This is a genomic window from Arthrobacter sp. FW306-2-2C-D06B (genome assembly GCF_021789175.1).
GTDB lineage: Bacteria > Actinomycetota > Actinomycetes > Actinomycetales > Micrococcaceae > Arthrobacter.
Window position 1 is genome coordinate 3,105,088 of the sequence record NZ_CP084560.1, and the last position, 18,285, is coordinate 3,123,372.

Sequence of the window (18,285 nt, forward strand, 5' to 3'; positions counted from 1 at the left end):
AACAAGCAACTTTGTAGACCCAGGCACGGAGTACGGTCTGGACATTGAACGCGCAGCTATGTTCATAGCAAACGCTGCCGCGTGGGAGGAATCCAGCCCTTCCCGTGAGATTGAGCGCAACTCGATGGGGTGGCGCATCCTCCGGGCATACGCCCAGCTCTCAACCTCGCGGCTCCAAGCCATGACTGGCCGGGAACGGTACGCAATGCTCATGGATGTTGTGCCCGGGCTCCTGTTCCGCACGCCCCGCCCGGAATGGGCAGCCCGCACATACTCGCAGAGCGACGAAAGCGGGGACGTCTGCACCCACGAGCTCAAGCTTTCCCCGCGCGGAACCGTTGAACTGATCCTCGAGCGGACGGACACGGCCGACCCCTCGGGCGAACTGCACCTAGGCGAACCGGCCGTCTTCCTCTACGTCGGAGAAGACGAGCGCCGAGCGCTTACGCCCCATGACCTCATGGCCCTCGCGAAATCTGCCAACGCGGGCGCTGTACAACTCACCCGCGCCTTGAGAGGCTGAGCCATGGGTTTCGTATTCCGCAAGCGCATCAAAGCCGGGAAAAACACGAGCATCAATCTGTCCAAGTCTGGCGCGTCAGTCTCGGAACGTGTCGGCCCAGTGAGCATAAACAGCCGTGGCCGCGTAACGGTCCGGACCTTGCCCGGTTTGTCGTTCAGGTTCGGCCGGAGACGACGTGGTTAGGAACTAGCCTACTCAGTGGGTCTAGTCAGTCAGTCCCCGAGCGCCCTTTTCGTTTTCGTTGGGCTTTGGGCGGCTCGTCATCAAGCTGTACCTTTGTCGGCGGTGACACCTTCGGCAAATCAAGATCCACGTCCATGACGGCAGATTGTGCCTGCAAAGCACGCCTACACGTGTCGTAGGTTGCTTCAACGAATCCATAAGCGAGGCGATCGCGCACAAATTCTGGGTTCATGGGCATACCATCGAGCTCAAACGCTCGCACTAGCGCGTTCGCGCGGACCTGACCGTGACCACTTTCGTTGGCCCGGAAGAGGTGACCGACGAGCAAAAAGTTTGGAGCTTCCACTTCCGGTCGCTTCCCGTTGGACGGGACCGGATAGAGGTAAACGTCCCAGTTAAGCCTTTCCTTTTCCTTGTCGAAGCCGCCGTAGTGACGGACTAGCTCAATTCTGTCGACGAAAACCTCATATGACACCGGGCTAAGTATTCGACCTTGGACTTCGGTGGAAACCTCGACTTCAGTGTCCACCGGTAAGCATTTCGGCTCTGCGGCGGACGTTAACTTCGTCGTCATCCCCATGCTCTTCTTGGCTAGGAGTGTGCCACGGTAGTTCTCCCACCAGCGAACGGCGGAAAGTGTCGTAAGTCGTTGTGTAACGGGGGCTAACCTTATAGGCGACCACGGCATCTACCGCATAGGCGAACTCGCGAAGATCGCCAAGGGTGATGTCAATTCGTCCCTCACCAATTGCGTTGGCCAACTCCGCAGTTACACCGAGTCGCTCAGCAACTTGCTCATCAGTGAGCCCTGATGCTCTACGGGCCGCTGCCAACGATTCCCATAGATGTTCTTGGGCACCCAGATTGTCATCCGCAAGAGACTGGGCGGCATCGTCATCGATGCCCGCCCAGGCATCAACAGGGTGGCTTATTCGGCTCATACGTCATCCCCCATTTCCTTGGCTCGTTTCTGGTGTGTACTGCAACATTTCCCAATCATGTGCCCTTTGGACGGCAGTATCAATGGATACGTTCTGTTCGCGAAGTATATCTTCGGCATTGGGTTTCGTCCCCAAGTGTAGCCCGAGAATCGTGTCCTCGACGATGCGTGGTTCTGCGCAGTAAAGCCGAACCAAGCGTGCAGGGAGGTGTGGCTGTCCAAACCTCAGCTTTCTCTCTGGCATAGGTCTGAGCTCGATCACGAACTCAGCGCGCTCCATCACTTTGGCATCGGGCGATGCCCCGGAGAACTCAAGGCATCCCTTCTTCGCCTTGATGATCAGCTTCTTCATTCTGGCAAAGGCGTCACGGTGCTCGGATTCGGACAGTTGAGGATCAAGCCGGTTGTCATGAAATGCCGCCATCTCCAGTCTCAGCTGTTGCTGAGTGAGATCCACATGGTTGACCTCGTGAGGGTCGCAATCCGATCCGATATTACAAGTGCAACGGCATCCGACCGGCTGTGCTGCTGAGAACAACGCTTCCCCCGTATTGTGGCAACTTTGGCCCAGTCTTGGGGCGGCACCGCCCTGAGCTGAGTATCGCTAATAGTTGCAAATACGCCGCAACGAATCAAGCTTGGTCCCAAATGGGAACCACAAGGGGACAAAAGCAATGCCCGCCGTGGATGGAGACCTCACAACGGGCGGGCATTGCTTCTGTGGGCGCTGGCCGGGAGCGGAGAAAGGAGACGCTTCCTTTTGGGCCATCGTTCCGGGTGCCGGCTGTCCATGGCCCGGCACCCTGGTGACGTTTACGCCCGGTCTTTACTGACTGCCCGTCTGCCCTTCGGTGGTTGCACAACGGGCATGGCGGGCGCCTTGTCCTTCGCTTCCTGGACGGCTGCCGCGAAGTCGGGCAACGCCTCGCCGGGCATGAACACGACTTCCAGACCCGTTTCCGGGTGCGTGCAATGGACGTAATCATGGGCGATGGTCTTGCCGGGGAACGGCGCACCGTCCGCCAGATCCTCATTCTTGAGCACCATTATTTTCTCCTTACCGGTAGGGCAGCGCCCATGCGGGCAGGGTTTCGCCGGGCATGAACACCACGGGTTTGCCGTTCGGGTCCGTGAGATTCATGATGTGCCGGGCATTCTTCGGGGGCGGGTCAACAATGGCCGTGCCGTTGTGCAAGCGCACACGGTCATGGTCGCTGATCGGCTGGTTACGCAGATCCCCGGGCGGGTCCGGGAAGCTGTGAACGGGCCATACTCGGAGGACCATGGCTTACAAACCGACCAAGTACCGGTACACCGCGAACGCGCTGGTGCGGGCAGGCTGGATATCGCCGCGCCACGTGGCGACGATGCCGATCTGTCCAAGCTCCGCGTAGCGCTCCGTGAGCACCTGAATTTGCAGTCCGAGACGCTGCCCGATCAGCAGTTCGGTCCAGTCACCAACGAACGCATCAGCGGCGGTGGTTGAGGTGCCTTGCGTCATGCCTGACTGCACTTGGTTCGAGACGTAGAACGGGAGGTCGCTAAGGTCATCCGGCTTCCGCATCGGCTGGTTCGTGGTGTCCTTGAATTTCGCGTACTTCTGAGCCAACCGGGACGGAAGAATCAGGCCTGTAGGGTGCTCATTGAGGTTTTCCACCGTGTAGTCAAGGTCGATGAGCTCGTCATAGCTTGTGGGCGTCGTGCCGTTCGTGGCGGCCGCGCCAATCACGTTGGCCGGCCGGTTCGCGTTGAGAGCAGCCAGGACGCCGCGGGGGTTTGGCGGCGTGGGAAGGTTGACTGAGCCGGCCCCGGTCGTGATGCCACCGTAGAGCGCAACCTTGTCGATCATCAGCCCGATTGCCTTGCCGATTGAATTGATCACGAGGCCGTCAGCGTTCGGCGCATCATCGAACCATTCCACGGACCCGACCACAAGCGCGTTCAGGCTCTTCGCCGTGAGCGTTACGTTGTCGAACGTAGGATCGGACGCATTTATGGCGGAACCTTCCGCCCGGAACGCGGCCGTCACATCGCCCGTGAGCCGCCCAACCTGGACGGTACTCGCGTCCATCGGCAAAATGGTCGCCCCGGCCTTCATAACCGCAGCGTTGGCACGGGCAACGTCGATGATCTGCGACGCCCACACGGTAGGAACAACAGCAGACGCGCCGGTTGTGGACAGAGAGCGGACCATTTCAACGATGCTGCCGCCATACGTGGCCATCGCCGCTTCTTCGCCCAGCCGGCCCCGCTCGCGGTGCGCAACCACCAGTTCATGTTCACCGAACAACTGGTTGGACCGGAGAGCAGGTGCACCGGTATTGCGGTTGATGAACTTGACGGCCCGCGCCTCCGCGCCTCCGGTCCCGGTCCCGGTCCCGGACAGATGCTCACTCAGCTTGCGGGCATCCTCGTTGAACTTGGCGGCCCGGTCCAACTGCCGCTCAACTGACTCGCCGTCTTCCATGAACCGTTGGAACTCGGCCTCTTCCGCGTCGGTAAGTTGGCGGTTCTCCGTCTCAGCGCGGGCCAGCAAAGCACCGGCGGCCGCCTTTATCTCGGCCTTCTTCTCATTCAGCATTTCACGCATGGTCTTAGGCATTGGAATTCACACTTTCAAACGGGTGCACACGCAACAGGGGCACCAAAATGATGGGGGGATTTTGGCACGTACGTGCCACCGGGGTGTTTTCAGGTGCGTTTCGCGCTGCCTGCCAGTGCCGTTCACTGGTTGCCGCTTACGGTGGAAGGTGGCCTCGCCCCTGCATCGCCGCCGCTGCTTGAGAAGAAAAACAGGAGGGGTGGGTTTCGCCCGGCCTGACTCCGCTGAATTTTTGGCCTTCTCGTAATCACATTCTACTCCTGAATTACACGGTTGTAACTTACTTCGGGCCGAACTTCCGAAGCCCGTTGACGAAATCCTCGGCCTCGTCCCCTACGCTTTTCGGCTTCGGGCACGGAGCAACAGGGCCGGCAGCGCGGATACGGTCCAAGACCCGGACCAGCCGCGCCACCAACGGCGAAAGCTTGTCATCAGGTGCATTGTCGATAGCCCGCGCCGTCCGGACAGCCAACGCATGCAATGTCTGCACCCAGGGCGGCAAGAACGCCGCAGCTTCCTTCAATTCACGCCTCACAGTCCGTTCAATCAGCCCAGGAACGGGGGGCGGTGAAGTTGCTTTTGCCTTCGCCCTCGCCGCTGCGTTCCGTACACGCTGCGCAGCCCGGCAAATATCGCAGCCACAGCCCTTCCGATACCCGGTAACACCATGCCTGAACCCCGGCTCAACAATCGGCTTCCGCTCCCCCATCGCAATCACGCCACAGAACTTTTGCAAAAAACGGGGAGAGAAATTGCGGAAGACGGGCGGTCGTCCGGGGGTTCCATTTTCAAAAACCAGGTCCGGTTTGCGTGTGTGGGCCGCACTCGTCGTTGTGCGGCCCTGTGTCCCGCCCTCATGATTGGTTCCCTTCGAGCTTCAAGGTACTGGCGAGCACTCGTTGTAGCTCTGCCTCGGCACCGTCAAGGCGGTCATCGCTCGCGAGCGCGGCAATCACGGTCACGGCTGCCAGCATCATGGCGTGCGCTTGGCCTGGCTCCATGGGTTGTAGTGCTGCGAGCGCTTCCACGTCGGCCGTGGTCAGTGCGCGTGCCAGCGCGATAACGCGGCGGTAGTCATCAGCCGGGATAGCGATAGCCCCCGCCTTGCCGGGCTCATCCCCCGGGTGTGCTGGTGTGGTGGTCATGATGGAACTTCCTTTCCTTGGATCACACGGTTTCTGGAACCCGCGAAATACTCGCGAGGTGCTCACAGTTCAGACAGATTGCCGAACCTTTCTCCACTTGCCTTTGGTTCAAGCGACCGCCACAGCCGTTCGCACAGTCAGGGAAATCTCTTGTTTTAGGAGTGCTTGCTTTAAAGGCCTGTCCTGTCCTGTCCCTTTTGGTTTCGCTTTCGGTTAGCGATTCGGTAACCGGCTGGGTTTCTCGCCCAGTGATTACGCGGGATTTGGCGAACTCTTCGGGTTTCCAGGCATTCGGGTCAATTGCGGATGGATTGGGCGATTCGGCAACCGGCTTGGTTACCGAATCGGTAACCGGCTGGGTTTTCTGGATCGGCTTTGGCTTTGGTGGCCGGCCGCCCTTCTTGCCGTTTGCTAGGTTCGCTTCTTGCTGTGCAATGACAGCCTCGCGGGTGCGCTGGTACTGCGCGTGGTGGCGGATTATGTAGCAGGTGCCAGACTCCTGCCAGAATCCTGCATCAAGGAGCTCGCCAACAGCGTCCGGATTCTTGGCGAACCTGCGCAAATCGTCCTTCTCGAGGACGCAATCAAGCAGCTTCCTGTTCGACCACACCAAGCCCTCGGTATGCAGCCGGAAGGCTGCGTCTGAGAGCGTCCAGGTGTCGTCCGAATAGTCGTCGCTCAGCTTGGCCCAGGTCATGGCTTCACCTGCTCACGTTCGGCCTTCCTGGCACGACGTCGGCAAACACGGCCCCGGCCGGTATGGAGGCTCTCAGCGCCCCAGATGACCTGTCCGCAATCGTGGCAGCGGCCAGCTACTACTAAGCCAACGGATGCCGCGTAGCGCTGCACATCAGCGATGACCGCAGCAGCAGGCATTCGCGCGGCGTGTTGCTCAGGCGTTGGCTCAGAAGAGGTGGCAAAGTTAGAAATGTCCCCAAGACCAGTCAGCCCGCCCGAACCCCCAACTGGGCGGGCTTTCTTGGCGCTCATGCCGCATCACCTGGCGCGGCTGGGCGCAGCAAGGTGGCAATACGGTCTAGCTGCGACTGAGAGAGTTCTGGCGCTTCCGCCAAGGTCTTGAGAACGTATGCGGCCAGCTTCGCGGCCCGAAGTGATTGGCGGGCTTCGATTAGTTCAGGATCGGACTCAGGACGACGACGAGACAGGGCAGCTGCGCGGCATTTGAGATGTTGGAGCTCAGACATTGCGGGCGGTCTCCTTCCAAGGAAACGGCCCGCTGGGACCGGCGCTGAGCGCCTACCCGGGGATTTTTCTTCATACCAGCCCCGGGACAGGTGGCGAACTTACATCCGTGTATTTCGCCTATGACAAGCATACATGCTATGCAGTTGTACTTACGGAAGCCGGAAGGACTTTTCTGAACGCATGACTGTGTCCGCGTAGAGCAGGACAAGCCTCTTGCCGGTCAATGGCGCGTTGAGCGCCTTCTTTCTCTTCGCCAAGCATTGTTCGCAGGTGAACACCGTTCGTTGAAGGCTAACGACGCCGGTTCGTGGATCTCGCTGGCTTCCCTCATGGCCAGCCCGCGTATCCGACTCGCGGTCAGACATCATCTTCCAATTTCCTGAAGTCTCGTTGAAATTCAATTGGATCATGTCTATGTAATGGCCACGCTGACAGTGAACCATTACGACTGGCCAATGCAGCGTCTCGGCCCTTTCAGCCAGATCGAGAAATTCCTTATTGGCGACGAGCCTCCGAAGTAGGTCTTCAAGGTCGTTCAATCGGTCTTCCATGAGATCTCCACCTGTTCTGGCGAAAAAGGGATACCCGGACCGGACGGGAGAATTGTCACCGTGGCTAGAGTGCGGATGATCTCTCGCTTGCGGTCTATGGACGCGGCCGCCCAGCTAGCAGCAGAATCCGGCCCGGTCATGCCGTCAAGAACGCGGACCGGCTGCGACGCTTTGACCTCATGCTCAGCAGCGTCCAGTTGCGTCTTTAGCTGCTCGTTCATCCTTGCGAACTGCCTTGGCGTGGTAATCCCCGCAGCGGACATGTCGGCAGCCGCGTCCATCCGTGCCAACACTGCATCCCGGGCAGCGAGCGCGGCCCGGAGCATGTCGGGTTTAGGTGCGGTCGCTGCTAGCACGTCCGGACGCGAGAGCCGCCCAATCATGACTGCATTGACGACTTCATGCACGGGGTCCATCTGGCGGGTCAACCGCATGCAACCGGGGCACACATAGGACGGCTTCCGTCTTGTACTTATGCTCGGCCTCATGGCCGTCCCGCACCGCCCACACAAGGCAATACCCGAAAGCAGGTGCTTAGGCTCAAGACCACGAGAATGGCGACGCCCGGGAGCGGCGAGGATTGCGGCAACCTGATCCCAAGTGTCCTGGCTGACGATCGGCTCCCATTGTCCCTTGCTCACGATCTGCCCGGCATGTGTCCTATGCCCCGCGTAGCGCTGACGGCGCAACATATTACCCACCACATTGCCCCTGAACTCGTTGCCCCTGCCCGTTTTGAAACCCCTGTCATTCAGGTATTTCGCAAGGCCCCGCAATGACTCCCCGGCAATCACCATCCGGTAGAGCTCCCGGACCGCATCAGCCTCGGCCGGCTCGATGACCTCGCGGTATCCGGAGTCCCGGCCTTGATCGTCTTTGGTGCGCTCACGCCTGTACCCGAACGGAGTAACACCGTGAGCTTGCCCATCTTTCGCGCTCTCCTGAAATTTGCGCTTCAGGCGGCGTGACATTTGCTCGACCTCATGACGGGCCACGCTGCCCTTGATACGCGCCGTAAGCCGCCCCTGGGGCGTTGCCAAGTCCACATCGCCACCAACGGACGCCAACGCCGCATGGTGCCTGTCAGCTAGGTCAATGAACCGCTCAAGTTCCGCCGGGGTGCGAGTGAGCCTGTCCACGTCATAGACCACCAGAGCGTCAATGGTCCGCGCCTCAATAGCCACCAACAGCCGCTCATACTCCGGGCGTGGCTTGGACTTGGTTGCGGAAACATCATTGTCTGTGAAGACTTGGGCAACAGGCCAGCCGCGCCGCTCGGCCTCCCGCGTGCAATCCTCTATCTGCCGCGCCACTCCAAGTGCCGAACCGTCGTCAGACGATATCCGCGCATAGATCCCGCAGGCTGTCACTGCTGTGCTCATGGAAACATCTTAACCGGGAAAGATACGTAAATGGAGCCTTGACCGGTGCGTTGAGCCAGACCTCTTCGATGGTGGGGTCATCCAGGAGTGGCTGGAGCGGCCCGAAGCCGGCAACGGCGTCGAACACGTACTTGCGGGCAGTGTCCAAGTGTCCCAAAGGAGGCAAGGGGCCGAGGAGCGCCCGCTCGTCGTAGTCATTCACGGCGGCCTCGACGAGCCGGTGAACTTCGACTGCTTGACTCAAAGGATCCAGCCCACGCCGACGAATCAGCTCCCGGACTTCGTCTTCGACGATGCGCAAAGCCTCCATGTTCCCCCCAATGCAGCATGCGCCCAGGCGCTGCGGAAACCTTCAACAGGGTTAAGGCTAGGGGAGGTGCAACACCCTGCCAAGTCAATTTGACCCGTTTGTGGATAACCACCGACGAGTAGTCACACTGGATTGAGTTTGGTGCTCTGGGAGAACCTTCTCTTGGCCGGATTTTTGCGAGCCTATCGGCGGTACAGCATCCACGAAATCAGAACGAATTCAGCCGACTACTCGAGTGATAGCGGTGATTAAATGCGAGTGTTGACACCCTGAATGGCCACTCGTAGCGTCAAATAATCAGCCGCGCACCATGGGCCGAAGCAGACCCAGCGCCTTGCTTCACAGCCCTTGGCGCGCTGCGGTTTCAATAAATGAATGCCCACGATGAGTACTGGCAACCCCGAATTGTGCAAGCGGATCACACAGGCACTGAAGGTCTCACCAGTCAGGTTGCAGGCGCGACGAACGGACTTGGGATGCAAAAAAGGTGGATGGTGGCCTCCCGCCATGGGCGGGGGCTCCCATATGAGGGCCAACAGACCCATCGAAAGACGGCTGCCATGGGGGCGGCCGTGCTTCTCTTAGCAACGCTCTTCAATGCGACCATTTTGACCCAGCCAGCGCACGCAGCGGGTCCTCTTGTCGTCACGTTGACATTCGATGACGCCAACGCTGATCAGGTGGCTGCCGCGAACTATTTGAATTCCAAAGGAATGTTGGGGACATTCTTCCTTCCATCCGGCTACCTCAATGCGACCGATCCTAATGGTGGTCCGGCCCCTTACATGACGACCGCCCAGGCGCTCGCCCTCCAAACGGCAGGCAATGAGATCGCCGGGCACACCGTCACGCACCCCGACCTTGCCCAGATGGACGCGAACGAGGTGGCACGCCAAATATGCAACGACCGCGTCAACCTGACCAACATGGGCTTCCGGGTCACAAACTTCGCTTACCCCTTCGCGTCCGCCACTCCCGCCGTTGAGCAACAGGTCGCCAACTGCGGCTACAACAGCGCACGTGGCCTGGGCGATCTTAAAAGCAAAGCTGCCCCAACGCTGACCGACCTGGCTGAACCGCTCCCCGTTCCTACGGCGGACCTCTTCTTCACCAAGGCGCCCGATGAGGTAGACAACACATGGGCCGTTGCCGACATGCAGGCCGTCGTGACCCAGGCAGAGGCTGGCGGCGGATGGGTGCAATTGACTTTCCACCACTTCGACTCGGGTACCGATCCTCTGACTGTCACGACCACCAATTTCCACACTTACGTCGATTGGCTGGCGACTGAACAAACGGCGGGCAGGATCGTCGTCAAGACAGTGCGCCAGGTCATGGCGGCCCAGTTCCCTGACCCAAGCAACTCCGCACTGGACGTGGACAAGCCGCTCGTCAATGGACCGGCTGCACCTCCTCCGATCACTACCGGAAACCTCATCCAGAACCCGAGCCTGGAAACGGCAGGACCCGTGGCCACCGGACTCCCGTACTGCTGGGCAGTCGGCGCCTTCGGAACCAACACCCACGCTTTCACCAGTGTGTCTCCCGGGCACACAGGATCTGTCGCCGAACAACTGGTGATGACGGCCCGGGTTGACGGCGACGCCAAGCTGCTGCCGACCCTGGACCTGGGACAATGCGCCCCGACGGCCATTCCCGGTCACAGCTACCAAATGTCAGCCTGGTACCACTCGACGCTCCCGACTCAGTTCGAACTCTATTACCGAACCGGCTTGGGGACTTGGAATTACTGGACTGCGAGTCCCACGGTTCCGGCATCAGCCAACTGGGCCCAGACTGTATGGACCTCACCCCCGGTACCGGCCGGAGCAAGCGCCATCAGCTTGGGCCTGAACCTGGCAGGAATTGGGACGCTCGTGACGGATGACTACGAACTCTACGACTTGGGCTCCTTGCCGCCAGCCACGGCCGCGATTGCGGCAAAAGCGGCTGCTGTTCCGGCGATAGGGTCGGCCACGGGTCTGGTGGTCTGCGGACTCGTAGCAGGCGGGTGCTACCAGCTCTACACCAATGGAGCCATCCTGTGGTCATCCGCAACCGGGGCACACGTTTCCATGGGCGATATTCGCACTTTGTGGGCAGCTTATGGCTACGAACACGGATACTTCGGTTACCCCACGAGTGATATCGTCTCCGGTCTTGTTGGCGGAGGCTACTATCAGACCTTCCAAAACGGAGCGATGATTTCGTCCTCGACGACAGGGGCCCACGTCTCCTACGGCGCCATACGCGACAAGTGGGCGCAGTACGGATTCGAAAACGGAATCCTGGGCTACCCGACGTCGGACCAGGTGGGCGGACTCATCAACGGAGGTGCCTACCAGCTCTTCCAAAACGGCGCCATTCTTTGGTCGCCGTCAACAGGGGCCCACATTTCCATGGGAGTCATCAGGACGGCGTGGGCAGCGCAGGGTTACGAGCGTGGCTATCTGGGCTACCCGACTAGCGACATCGTCTCCGGACTGATCAACGGCGGAACCTATCAATTGTTCCAGCACGGAGGCGCGATCATTTGGTCTCCAACCACCGGGGCCCAGATCTCATTTGGCGCTATCAGGGTCGCGTGGGCCTCAACGGGATATGAGCAAGGACGGCTCGGCTACCCGATCAGCAACGAGTACACCATCGCCGGAGTGACCTATCAGAACTACCAGCACGGCACTATCACTTGGACTCCTGCCGGCGGAGCCGTAGTCCACTAGATCCGTCACTGTTTTACCAGTATTCGCTACAACTCCGCTGGATAGCCAGAATGCATTGCGGCCGTACTCTCCGAGTGCGGCCGCAATGCATTTTCCGCGCCCTTGATAGAACACCAGTAACAGGAGCATCACTAGTTACTTGTGCACCACGGGTGGTAAGCTTTCCGACGTCCGCCCCACCACATACGGGGCCGTGTGTGGTCGACGACAAATATCGGCTAGGCAATGCGGCTCCTGATCCCATAGGCGGCAGGTCACCGCTCTGGAGCACAAATTGAAACTGTCTCGCAACAGCAACCTTCTTAGAAGCCCTTCGGTGAAGTCGGCGCGCCCAGTCCGCACATTCGCCGCCGTTGCAGCGGCATGCATACTCCTTACCGTGGAGCCCATTGGGTTGGCCGCGGCCAGTCCGACGCCCAGCCCCGCTTCGAATCCCACGCCGGCGGCAACATCCCGCCCCAGTTCGAACGGCGCCGTGGGGACTTCTTCAGCCTCCCCAAGCCCTACACCCAGTCCTGCGCCAAGTGTGTCTTCGCCGACACAAGCCTCACCGAATTCGGAGGCGATGAAAAAGGCCATGCGCGACGCTATTCCAGCCGGCGGCGCGGAAATGGGTCAGCGTTCCCCGCGAGTGATGGCCGACAAGAAGGTTGGGTTGGGATCGATAGTCGCAGGCTCACGCGCGGTGCCGGAAACCCTCTCCCTGACTGTTCCGCAGGCAACAGATCCCAGCCATTGGCGGCCGTCATACGGTATTGCCGGTCAGGATGTCAGCGCCTACCAGGGTGCGGTGGACTGGGCAAGCCAATGGAATCAAGGGTCTCGATTCGCCTATGTGAAGGCCACAGAAGGCAATTACTACCAAAATGAGAATTTTTCCCAACAGTACGATGGTTCCCGAAGCGTCGGGATGATCCGTGGGTCATATCACTTCGCGATTCCCAATTGGTCCTCCGGCGCGGATCAGGCGAGGTACTTTGTTGCCAACGGTGGGGGGTGGACTGCTGACGGGTACACGCTACCGCCCGTACTCGACATCGAGTACAACCCCTACGAAGGACAGACCATCAACGGTTTTTACTTCGGGAATACCTGTTATGGCATGTCGGCAGGGCAAATGGCATCCTGGGTGGCGGACTTTGGCAATACAGTCAAGTCCTTGATCGGACGCTACCCCGTCATCTACAGCACCACGGACTGGTGGACGCGCTGCACCGGGAACGCCGGCGGATTCACGGACTATCCGCTGTGGATTGCGTCCTACCCCAGTTCTGCAAGCGACTATCCGGGCACCCTACCGGCTAGCTGGTCCCAGTTCAGCTTTTGGCAGTACAGCAGCACCGGACCGCTCCTGGGCGACTCCAACATCTTCAATGGCGGCATGGACCAGCTACAGGCTTTCGCCAACGGGACCACAGCTGCATCAACCGCGATTCAGGCCTCGGCGGCGGCAAACCCATCGATTGGTACCGCCGTCGGGCAAGTTGTTTGTGGTCTTACCGGCGGTGGGTGCTATCGCATGTACACCAACGGTGCGATTATCTGGAGCCCCGGGACCGGAGCACAGCCCAGCCCGTTTGGGCCCGTCCGGGATGCGTGGGCCGGCCAGGGGTACGAAAATGGAATCCTGTCCTACCCCACCAGCGGTATCCTCTGCGGTCTGGTGAAGGGAGGTTGCTACCAAGCATATGCGGGCGGGGAGATTTTCTCTTCCCCCGCCACTGGTGCACAGGTCAGCCGCGCAGGAGCGATTAGGTCGGCTTACCGTAATTCCGGTGCCGAAAACGGGCCGCTTGGCTATCCGACCGGTTCCGAAACCTGTGGCTTGGTCCGAGGAGGCTGTTACCAGCTCTTCGAGGGAGGAGCCATCATTTGGTCGCCGTCCACCGGCGCCCAATTGAGCCCCTATGGCCCAATACGGACAGCTTGGGCTAACAACAAATTCGAAACAGGCGTCCTGGGGTATCCAACCGGCAGTATCGTATGCGGGCTGAGCAACGGCGGTTGTTACCAGGGATTTGAAGGGGGAGCCGTTCTCTACTCTCCTGCAACGGGAGCGCAGCTGAGCCTTAACGGACCAATCAGGGACGCGTGGGGACAGGTCGGCTACCAATCGGGTTCACTGGGCTACCCCACCGACAACCAGGTGTGCGCTCCGGCCCTCGACTCTTGCTACCAGAAATACCAGGGTGGCACCGTTACTTGGACCGCGACGATTGGAGCCCGGTATGTCACCGGAGGAATCAACACCGGCTGGCTGGCGTCAGGCGGCGTCTCGGGTCCACTTGGATACCCCACAGGTTCCCCGGTTTGCGGAATAAAGGATAGCGGCTGCTACCAGTCGTTCCAGAACGGCTACATCCTGTGGACTGCCGCCACGGGCGGACAGGCCAGCGTCAACGGCCCCATTCGCGATGCTTGGCAAAAGAGCGGACTTCAGGACGGACCCCTCGGATATCCCGCCACCGGAGTTGTCTGCGGGCTTGTCAACGGCGGTTGCTACCAGAATTACCAAGGTGGTGCGATCATTTGGTCCCCCCCCACAGGCGCCCAACTCAGTCCGACCGGACCAATCCGTACCGCGTGGCAGCAGAAGGGCTTTGAAACCGGCCCCCTAGGCTACCCGACCACAGACGTCGTGTGCGGAATCAAGAACGGCGGTTGCTACCAGAACTTCCAAGGTGGCGCGATCGTATGGTCTGCGGCGACGGGCGCACAATTAAGCCTCACCGGACCAATCCGTTCCGCCTGGCAGGCGCAAGGGTTCGAAACCGGACCGTTGGGCTACCCCACAGGCCCTCAGACCTGCAACACGAATCAAACGTCGTGCAGCCAGACCTTCCAAGGCGGGAAAGTTAACTGGGATTCGACTCGCGGTACATGGATCGGCTGAAAACCAATCAAAGGTGCTGTTGACGGCAGGTCCATGTTCGGCTGGGATCCAGGATGGGCATCCCAGCCGATGGTCCACCGCGCCAATCGGAGAACATCGACCGGTTCGCGGCCATGTTGCTAAGACCCAACGTGCTCGCCATCACGACCTGGTCCATGAAGGTCAGGGTCGGCGGTTTTAGTTTCCTGTAGCGTTGCCGGCTGTTTCTGCGATCAAGGGCGAACGGCGCTTTAGCCATAAAACTGCGCAACCCACGACAACAGCCATCGCGATCCCGACCTCGATGAATCCAGCGGGAAGGGTAGCGGGAAGCAGCAACAGCAGTCCCAGCAGGACCACGTGGGCAACAAGGGCCAAAGCGAAGATTCTCAAAGGCCACGAACCGCGCGTGACTTTACGAATGGCCAGCCAGTAAAACAGACCCAGCACTATGAAGCTCACTGCGTGGATGCACGCGACCATCCTCAGATCGCCTTTGCTCGCTGGGACTACAGCAGCCGCTGCCGCCAACAACAAAGCCGCAGGTGTGACGTAGGCCATCATCGCCGTCCGATGAAAGACATACACGACGTTGCTGGAAATAAGGAAGGCGGCATAGCCCAAAGACATCAGGGGCAATATCTGAGCGACAGGGGCGAGCATCTCGGGGTCGCGGCTCAGCACGATACTTCCGAGGGTTGCGGCAGCCGAGGCGAGCATACCGACGGCGACCGCACTGACCGCTGCCTCTAAGAGGACGTTGCGCAGTCTGGATCGAAGTTCGCCTTCTCCCGCAGACATGATGCGGGTCGACCATGAATTGTTCAGAGCGTTGAGCACCGTTAAGGGACCGGTAGAGAAAATCAACACGGCGCCGTACTGGCCCGCCGTCGTCACTCCTGAGGTCGCTGCCAAAAGCAGAACCGGCCCTTGGGTCAACAGCATCAGGGCCCCGGTATGCGGTAACAGCGGCAGGGCGATCCTTCCGGATTCCCTCACCACACCGTTTACGGACCACGGAGCCTTCGGACGGACGACGACGAAAGCGAACAAGGCCGTCGCGAAGACAGCAAGTGTGTACGCCAACAGGTAATTAGTGGCCGTCGGGCCTACCACTGTCACGGCGGCCAGGCCCACAAGGTTCGCTACAACGGACGAACCGATACTGAGCAACACAAACACCGCCGGGCGGTCCTGTGCGCGAAGCACAGCCTGGCATCCGAGCACGGTCCCCAGAAGTCCGATGGAGACCAATGCGAGGACCATCGTCCAGGGCACCGCCCCGGCCCCACCTATGGGAAGGCATGCAATGACCGTGGCTGCCACCAAACCAATGATCATGCAGCCTAGCGCCAAGAAGCCGTACATCGCCAAGGATCGTGCCCGGCCATTATTCGTAGCAAACCACCGCTGGGTGATAGCCAGTGGCAGCCCCGCGGAAAGCAGGACCACCACTACTTGAATCGTGACGACGGCCGTAGACACCAAGCCCCACTGGGTCCCGTCCAGCACCCGGATCGCAAACGGCTGGATGAGGAGGAGTCCAAGTCCTTGGAGGAGGGATCCCACAAGGTAGAGCAACGCCGAACGGGCTCCGGCAATCGGGGAAGGGGTTCCGCCGTCGTCGTTCACTCCATGCCCTCTAAGGTGTGACTGCGTGGGCAAGCAGTTTCTTCAGTCCGGGCCACATACGCTTTTGGATAACTTTGGGGGCCAGCGTCAGGGCATGCAGTCGCGAGGAGAAATGGGCTTGGGCGGCATTGGCAGCACTTGTCCAGCCCAACTTCCGGAAGTCACGGACACATTCGTCAAAGAACGCCCGCTCCTCCGCAAAACGGCGGCCGTCCAGTGCACGTACCGAGGAATCCGACTCGCGGTGGCGGCGGTACTGGAAGCAGACCGTATCTGAAACCATCATTTTGCCACCATCCATGATGATGTCCATTGCCAGGGCAAGATCCTGGACGACGTCGTACTGCTGGCGGAAGCTGTGCTTCGTGATCGCAGAAGAACGCCAGGCAACCGAGGGGAAGTAGAGCCAGTCGCCGGTGATCAGGCTCTTGGCGATCGCTTCGCCCGCGATGACGGCGTCAGCCGCTTCTCCTACTGCACGACGGCGCAGGAAGGCCTTGACCTTGTCGCCAAGTGGCTCGTAGACGACGCCGTCCTCGTCAATCACCTCGACGCCGGGCTGGACAATATCCACCTCCGGGTTCTGGAACGCTTTGCGGATGGTGGCGATGTAGTTCGGCAGCATGATGTCGTCAGCGCCCATGATCACGGTGTAGTCGTGTTCCAGCAATCCCAAGCACTTACGGTAGTTGCCGTTGGCACCGAGATTCTGCTCGTTGCGCAGGTACCGGACGCGATCATCGGTTTCCGTCAAAGAATTGAAATAGGCCGGCAGGGAATCGTCCGGGTAACCGTCGTCGACAATGGTCAAGCGGAAATCGCGATCGTCCTGGGCCAGGATTGAATCAACGGCTGCCTTCATCATCGCCACGTCACCGTAGTACGGCAGCATTACATCAATGGTCATTAATTTCTTCCCTTGTTGGTAGGCCGCGAGGCCTGATCGTCAACGATTGTCGTTGTTTCAGCTTCGGCTGCTCTTTGCTTCGACTGGAGGCTCTCCAGGCCCGAGCGGAGGATGGATACTTCCTCGGCCAAGATCCGGGTTTCGTCTTCCAGAATGGTCAGCTCACGCGAAACGTGCAGTCCCACTCCCACGAGGAGGACGATTGCAAGAGCGAAGAGCAAGTTGGACGGTACTCGGACACCTACAAGCGACGCCGACCAGTCGAGCAACTGCGGGAAGATTCCCAGAACAATGGTCAAGCCCCCCACAACGAGCCAGAGCACCGTGTATTTTTCACGTAGTTTCCCGCGTCGAAGCATCTGTAGGACGGCGAGCACCATGACAATGGCAAACACCAGTGTTGAGGCAACGCTCATGATTCAGTACCGCTTTCGCCGGCAATGGCCCCCAGCTCGGGGGTATGGATTCTATTGACCGAGGGCGTGCGCCGGCGGGCAAGCGCAAAGCACAGGACGAGCCCTGACCGCGCAAGGTAGACCGTGGACTTCAACGGGCTGGTACTTGGGGTGCCCGCCTGACGCACCTTCATCTCAACCGGCACCTGGGTGACACGGCATCCCGACTTGACGGCCACAACCAGGGAGTCGATGGTGTCCCCAAGGTACTCCGCTGGGAAATGGTCAATGTACTGGTGCAAGGCCCGTTGGTTTGCCGCGCGGAAGCCACTGGTTACATCCGTCAGCTCAGTGTGCGCGACCCATGAAATCACTTTGGCCAAAACGGACATGGCCCAACGTCGCGGCCCCTTGGCATCGTAGTTCCCCCGGCCGGCAAAACGAGCGCCAATCGAGATGTCCGCGGTTTCCAAACCAGCCAGGACCCGATCAATGTCCAACGGATCGTGCTGGCCATCCGAGTCAACTTGGATGACTGCTTTGTAGCCATGCCGGATCGCGTACTTGAACCCTGTACGCATGGCACCACCGACGCCAAGATTGAAGGGGAGCCGAAGCACGATTGCCCCGGCCTCGTGGGCTACCTTCGCGGTTTCATCCTTAGACCCATCGTCAACCACGAGGACATCGTGGGAAACAACGCGTCGGACTTCCCTGATGGTGTTCCCAATGGCTTCCTCCTCGTTCCATGCAGGCATGATAATGAGGACCTCTGAAGTCGTAGATTTGCCCATGATGCTCCACTATATCAAGCATCACCCCCCGCTTCGGTCGCCTCGAGTGGGTCCGGTGGTGCCATCGCCCCCAACAAAACAAGGCATACTTGGAGGGTTGAGTTGGCATTCTGAGGAGTT

At 59.8% G+C, this 18,285-nt stretch carries 19 protein-coding genes and 1 pseudogene; 4 read left to right on the top strand and 16 right to left on the bottom strand.

Annotation, left to right across the window (positions count from 1 at the left end; genetic code table 11):
- The first annotated feature begins 58 nt into the window (after positions 1-58).
- Positions 59-523, top strand: coding sequence for a hypothetical protein (locus LFT47_RS14500; RefSeq protein ID WP_236811843.1), 465 nt, complete (start codon positions 59-61; stop codon positions 521-523).
- A 3-nt stretch (positions 524-526) separates the two neighbouring features.
- Positions 527-706, top strand: coding sequence for a DUF4236 domain-containing protein (locus tag LFT47_RS14505; RefSeq protein ID WP_236811845.1), 180 nt, complete (start codon positions 527-529; stop codon positions 704-706).
- A 25-nt stretch (positions 707-731) separates the two neighbouring features.
- On the opposite strand, the gene LFT47_RS14510 is transcribed toward LFT47_RS14505, so the two are convergent.
- The 12 genes and pseudogenes from LFT47_RS14510 to LFT47_RS14565 all read right to left on the bottom strand — a co-directional run.
- Complete coding sequence (locus tag LFT47_RS14510) at positions 732-1,235, bottom strand: hypothetical protein (protein WP_236811846.1); 504 nt, start codon at positions 1,233-1,235, stop codon at positions 732-734.
- Positions 1,225-1,647 carry a helix-turn-helix domain-containing protein gene (locus LFT47_RS14515; protein WP_236811848.1) on the bottom strand — a complete coding sequence of 141 codons (423 nt, stop codon included), beginning with the start codon at positions 1,645-1,647 and terminating at the stop codon, positions 1,225-1,227. The genes LFT47_RS14510 and LFT47_RS14515 overlap by 11 nt, the downstream gene beginning before the upstream one ends.
- 3 nt (positions 1,648-1,650) lie before the next feature.
- Entirely contained in the window at positions 1,651-2,103 is a 453-nt protein-coding gene (locus LFT47_RS14520) for a hypothetical protein (RefSeq protein WP_236811851.1), read from the bottom strand.
- A gap of 356 nt (positions 2,104-2,459) precedes the next feature.
- Positions 2,460-2,693, bottom strand: coding sequence for a hypothetical protein (locus tag LFT47_RS14525; RefSeq protein WP_236811852.1), 234 nt, complete (start codon positions 2,691-2,693; stop codon positions 2,460-2,462).
- 10 nt (positions 2,694-2,703) lie between these two features.
- Complete coding sequence (locus LFT47_RS14530; protein WP_236811854.1) at positions 2,704-2,931, bottom strand: hypothetical protein; 228 nt, start codon at positions 2,929-2,931, stop codon at positions 2,704-2,706.
- Between the two features lie 3 nt (positions 2,932-2,934).
- Positions 2,935-4,236 (bottom strand): phage major capsid protein, encoded by a 1,302-nt coding sequence (locus LFT47_RS14535; RefSeq protein WP_236811856.1) that lies wholly within the window; start codon positions 4,234-4,236, stop codon positions 2,935-2,937.
- Positions 4,237-4,528: 292 nt separating this feature from the next.
- Entirely contained in the window at positions 4,529-4,783 is a 255-nt protein-coding gene (locus tag LFT47_RS14540; RefSeq protein WP_236811858.1) for a hypothetical protein, read from the bottom strand.
- A gap of 319 nt (positions 4,784-5,102) precedes the next feature.
- A complete protein-coding gene (locus LFT47_RS14545; protein ID WP_236811859.1) occupies positions 5,103-5,393 on the bottom strand; it encodes a hypothetical protein in 291 nt (96 codons plus the stop codon).
- Between the two features lie 22 nt (positions 5,394-5,415).
- Complete coding sequence (locus tag LFT47_RS14550; RefSeq protein ID WP_236811861.1) at positions 5,416-6,090, bottom strand: hypothetical protein; 675 nt, start codon at positions 6,088-6,090, stop codon at positions 5,416-5,418.
- Positions 6,091-6,748: 658 nt separating this feature from the next.
- Complete coding sequence (locus tag LFT47_RS14555) at positions 6,749-7,150, bottom strand: hypothetical protein (protein WP_236811863.1); 402 nt, start codon at positions 7,148-7,150, stop codon at positions 6,749-6,751.
- Positions 7,135-8,532: a recombinase family protein gene (locus LFT47_RS14560; protein WP_236811864.1), complete on the bottom strand. Its 1,398-nt coding sequence runs from the start codon at positions 8,530-8,532 to the stop codon at positions 7,135-7,137. The genes LFT47_RS14555 and LFT47_RS14560 overlap by 16 nt, the downstream gene beginning before the upstream one ends.
- Positions 8,533-8,575: 43 nt before the next feature.
- Positions 8,576-8,842 (bottom strand): annotated as a pseudogene (locus tag LFT47_RS14565) (CpaF family protein); the annotation flags it as partial.
- Between the two features lie 572 nt (positions 8,843-9,414).
- On the opposite strand from LFT47_RS14565, the gene LFT47_RS14570 reads away from it, so the two are divergent.
- Both LFT47_RS14570 and LFT47_RS14575 read left to right on the top strand, forming a co-directional pair.
- Positions 9,415-11,565: a polysaccharide deacetylase family protein gene (locus LFT47_RS14570; protein WP_236811866.1), complete on the top strand. Its 2,151-nt coding sequence runs from the start codon at positions 9,415-9,417 to the stop codon at positions 11,563-11,565.
- Positions 11,566-12,142: 577 nt separating this feature from the next.
- A complete protein-coding gene (locus LFT47_RS14575) occupies positions 12,143-14,458 on the top strand; it encodes a GH25 family lysozyme (RefSeq protein WP_236811868.1) in 2,316 nt (771 codons plus the stop codon).
- A gap of 177 nt (positions 14,459-14,635) precedes the next feature.
- Here LFT47_RS14575 and LFT47_RS14580 read toward each other — a convergent pair whose 3' ends face one another.
- The 4 genes from LFT47_RS14580 to LFT47_RS14595 are packed head-to-tail and all read right to left on the bottom strand — an operon-like array spanning position 14,636 to position 18,165.
- On the bottom strand, positions 14,636-16,102 hold the full coding sequence (locus LFT47_RS14580) for a lipopolysaccharide biosynthesis protein (protein WP_236811870.1): 1,467 nt from the start codon (positions 16,100-16,102) through the stop codon (positions 14,636-14,638).
- Positions 16,080-16,976 (bottom strand): glycosyltransferase family 2 protein, encoded by an 897-nt coding sequence (locus LFT47_RS14585; RefSeq protein ID WP_236811872.1) that lies wholly within the window; start codon positions 16,974-16,976, stop codon positions 16,080-16,082. Before LFT47_RS14585 ends, LFT47_RS14580 begins: the two co-directional genes overlap by 23 nt.
- Entirely contained in the window at positions 16,976-17,392 is a 417-nt protein-coding gene (locus LFT47_RS14590; RefSeq protein WP_236811874.1) for a DUF2304 domain-containing protein, read from the bottom strand. Before LFT47_RS14590 ends, LFT47_RS14585 begins: the two co-directional genes overlap by 1 nt.
- A complete protein-coding gene (locus tag LFT47_RS14595; protein ID WP_236811876.1) occupies positions 17,389-18,165 on the bottom strand; it encodes a glycosyltransferase family 2 protein in 777 nt (258 codons plus the stop codon). The genes LFT47_RS14590 and LFT47_RS14595 overlap by 4 nt, the downstream gene beginning before the upstream one ends.
- Positions 18,166-18,285: the final 120 nt, after the last annotated feature.

What these genes read in the sequence shown, in the direction of transcription:
- LFT47_RS14500 (WP_236811843.1), top strand. Translation starts at nt 59, where the DNA reads ATGTTCATAGCAAACGCTGCCGCGTGGGAGGAATCCAGCCCTTCCCGT.
- LFT47_RS14505 (WP_236811845.1), top strand. Translation starts at nt 527, where the DNA reads ATGGGTTTCGTATTCCGCAAGCGCATCAAAGCCGGGAAAAACACGAGC.
- LFT47_RS14515 (WP_236811848.1), bottom strand. Translation starts at nt 1,647, where the DNA reads ATGAGCCGAATAAGCCACCCTGTTGATGCCTGGGCGGGCATCGATGAC.
- LFT47_RS14525 (WP_236811852.1), bottom strand. Translation starts at nt 2,693, where the DNA reads ATGGTGCTCAAGAATGAGGATCTGGCGGACGGTGCGCCGTTCCCCGGC.
- LFT47_RS14530 (WP_236811854.1), bottom strand. Translation starts at nt 2,931, where the DNA reads ATGGTCCTCCGAGTATGGCCCGTTCACAGCTTCCCGGACCCGCCCGGG.
- LFT47_RS14535 (WP_236811856.1), bottom strand. Translation starts at nt 4,236, where the DNA reads ATGCGTGAAATGCTGAATGAGAAGAAGGCCGAGATAAAGGCGGCCGCC.
- LFT47_RS14545 (WP_236811859.1), bottom strand. Translation starts at nt 5,393, where the DNA reads ATGACCACCACACCAGCACACCCGGGGGATGAGCCCGGCAAGGCGGGG.
- LFT47_RS14550 (WP_236811861.1), bottom strand. Translation starts at nt 6,090, where the DNA reads ATGACCTGGGCCAAGCTGAGCGACGACTATTCGGACGACACCTGGACG.
- LFT47_RS14555 (WP_236811863.1), bottom strand. Translation starts at nt 7,150, where the DNA reads ATGGAAGACCGATTGAACGACCTTGAAGACCTACTTCGGAGGCTCGTC.
- LFT47_RS14560 (WP_236811864.1), bottom strand. Translation starts at nt 8,532, where the DNA reads ATGAGCACAGCAGTGACAGCCTGCGGGATCTATGCGCGGATATCGTCT.
- LFT47_RS14575 (WP_236811868.1), top strand. Translation starts at nt 12,143, where the DNA reads ATGCGCGACGCTATTCCAGCCGGCGGCGCGGAAATGGGTCAGCGTTCC.
- LFT47_RS14585 (WP_236811872.1), bottom strand. Translation starts at nt 16,976, where the DNA reads ATGACCATTGATGTAATGCTGCCGTACTACGGTGACGTGGCGATGATG.
- LFT47_RS14590 (WP_236811874.1), bottom strand. Translation starts at nt 17,392, where the DNA reads ATGAGCGTTGCCTCAACACTGGTGTTTGCCATTGTCATGGTGCTCGCC.
- LFT47_RS14595 (WP_236811876.1), bottom strand. Translation starts at nt 18,165, where the DNA reads ATGGGCAAATCTACGACTTCAGAGGTCCTCATTATCATGCCTGCATGG.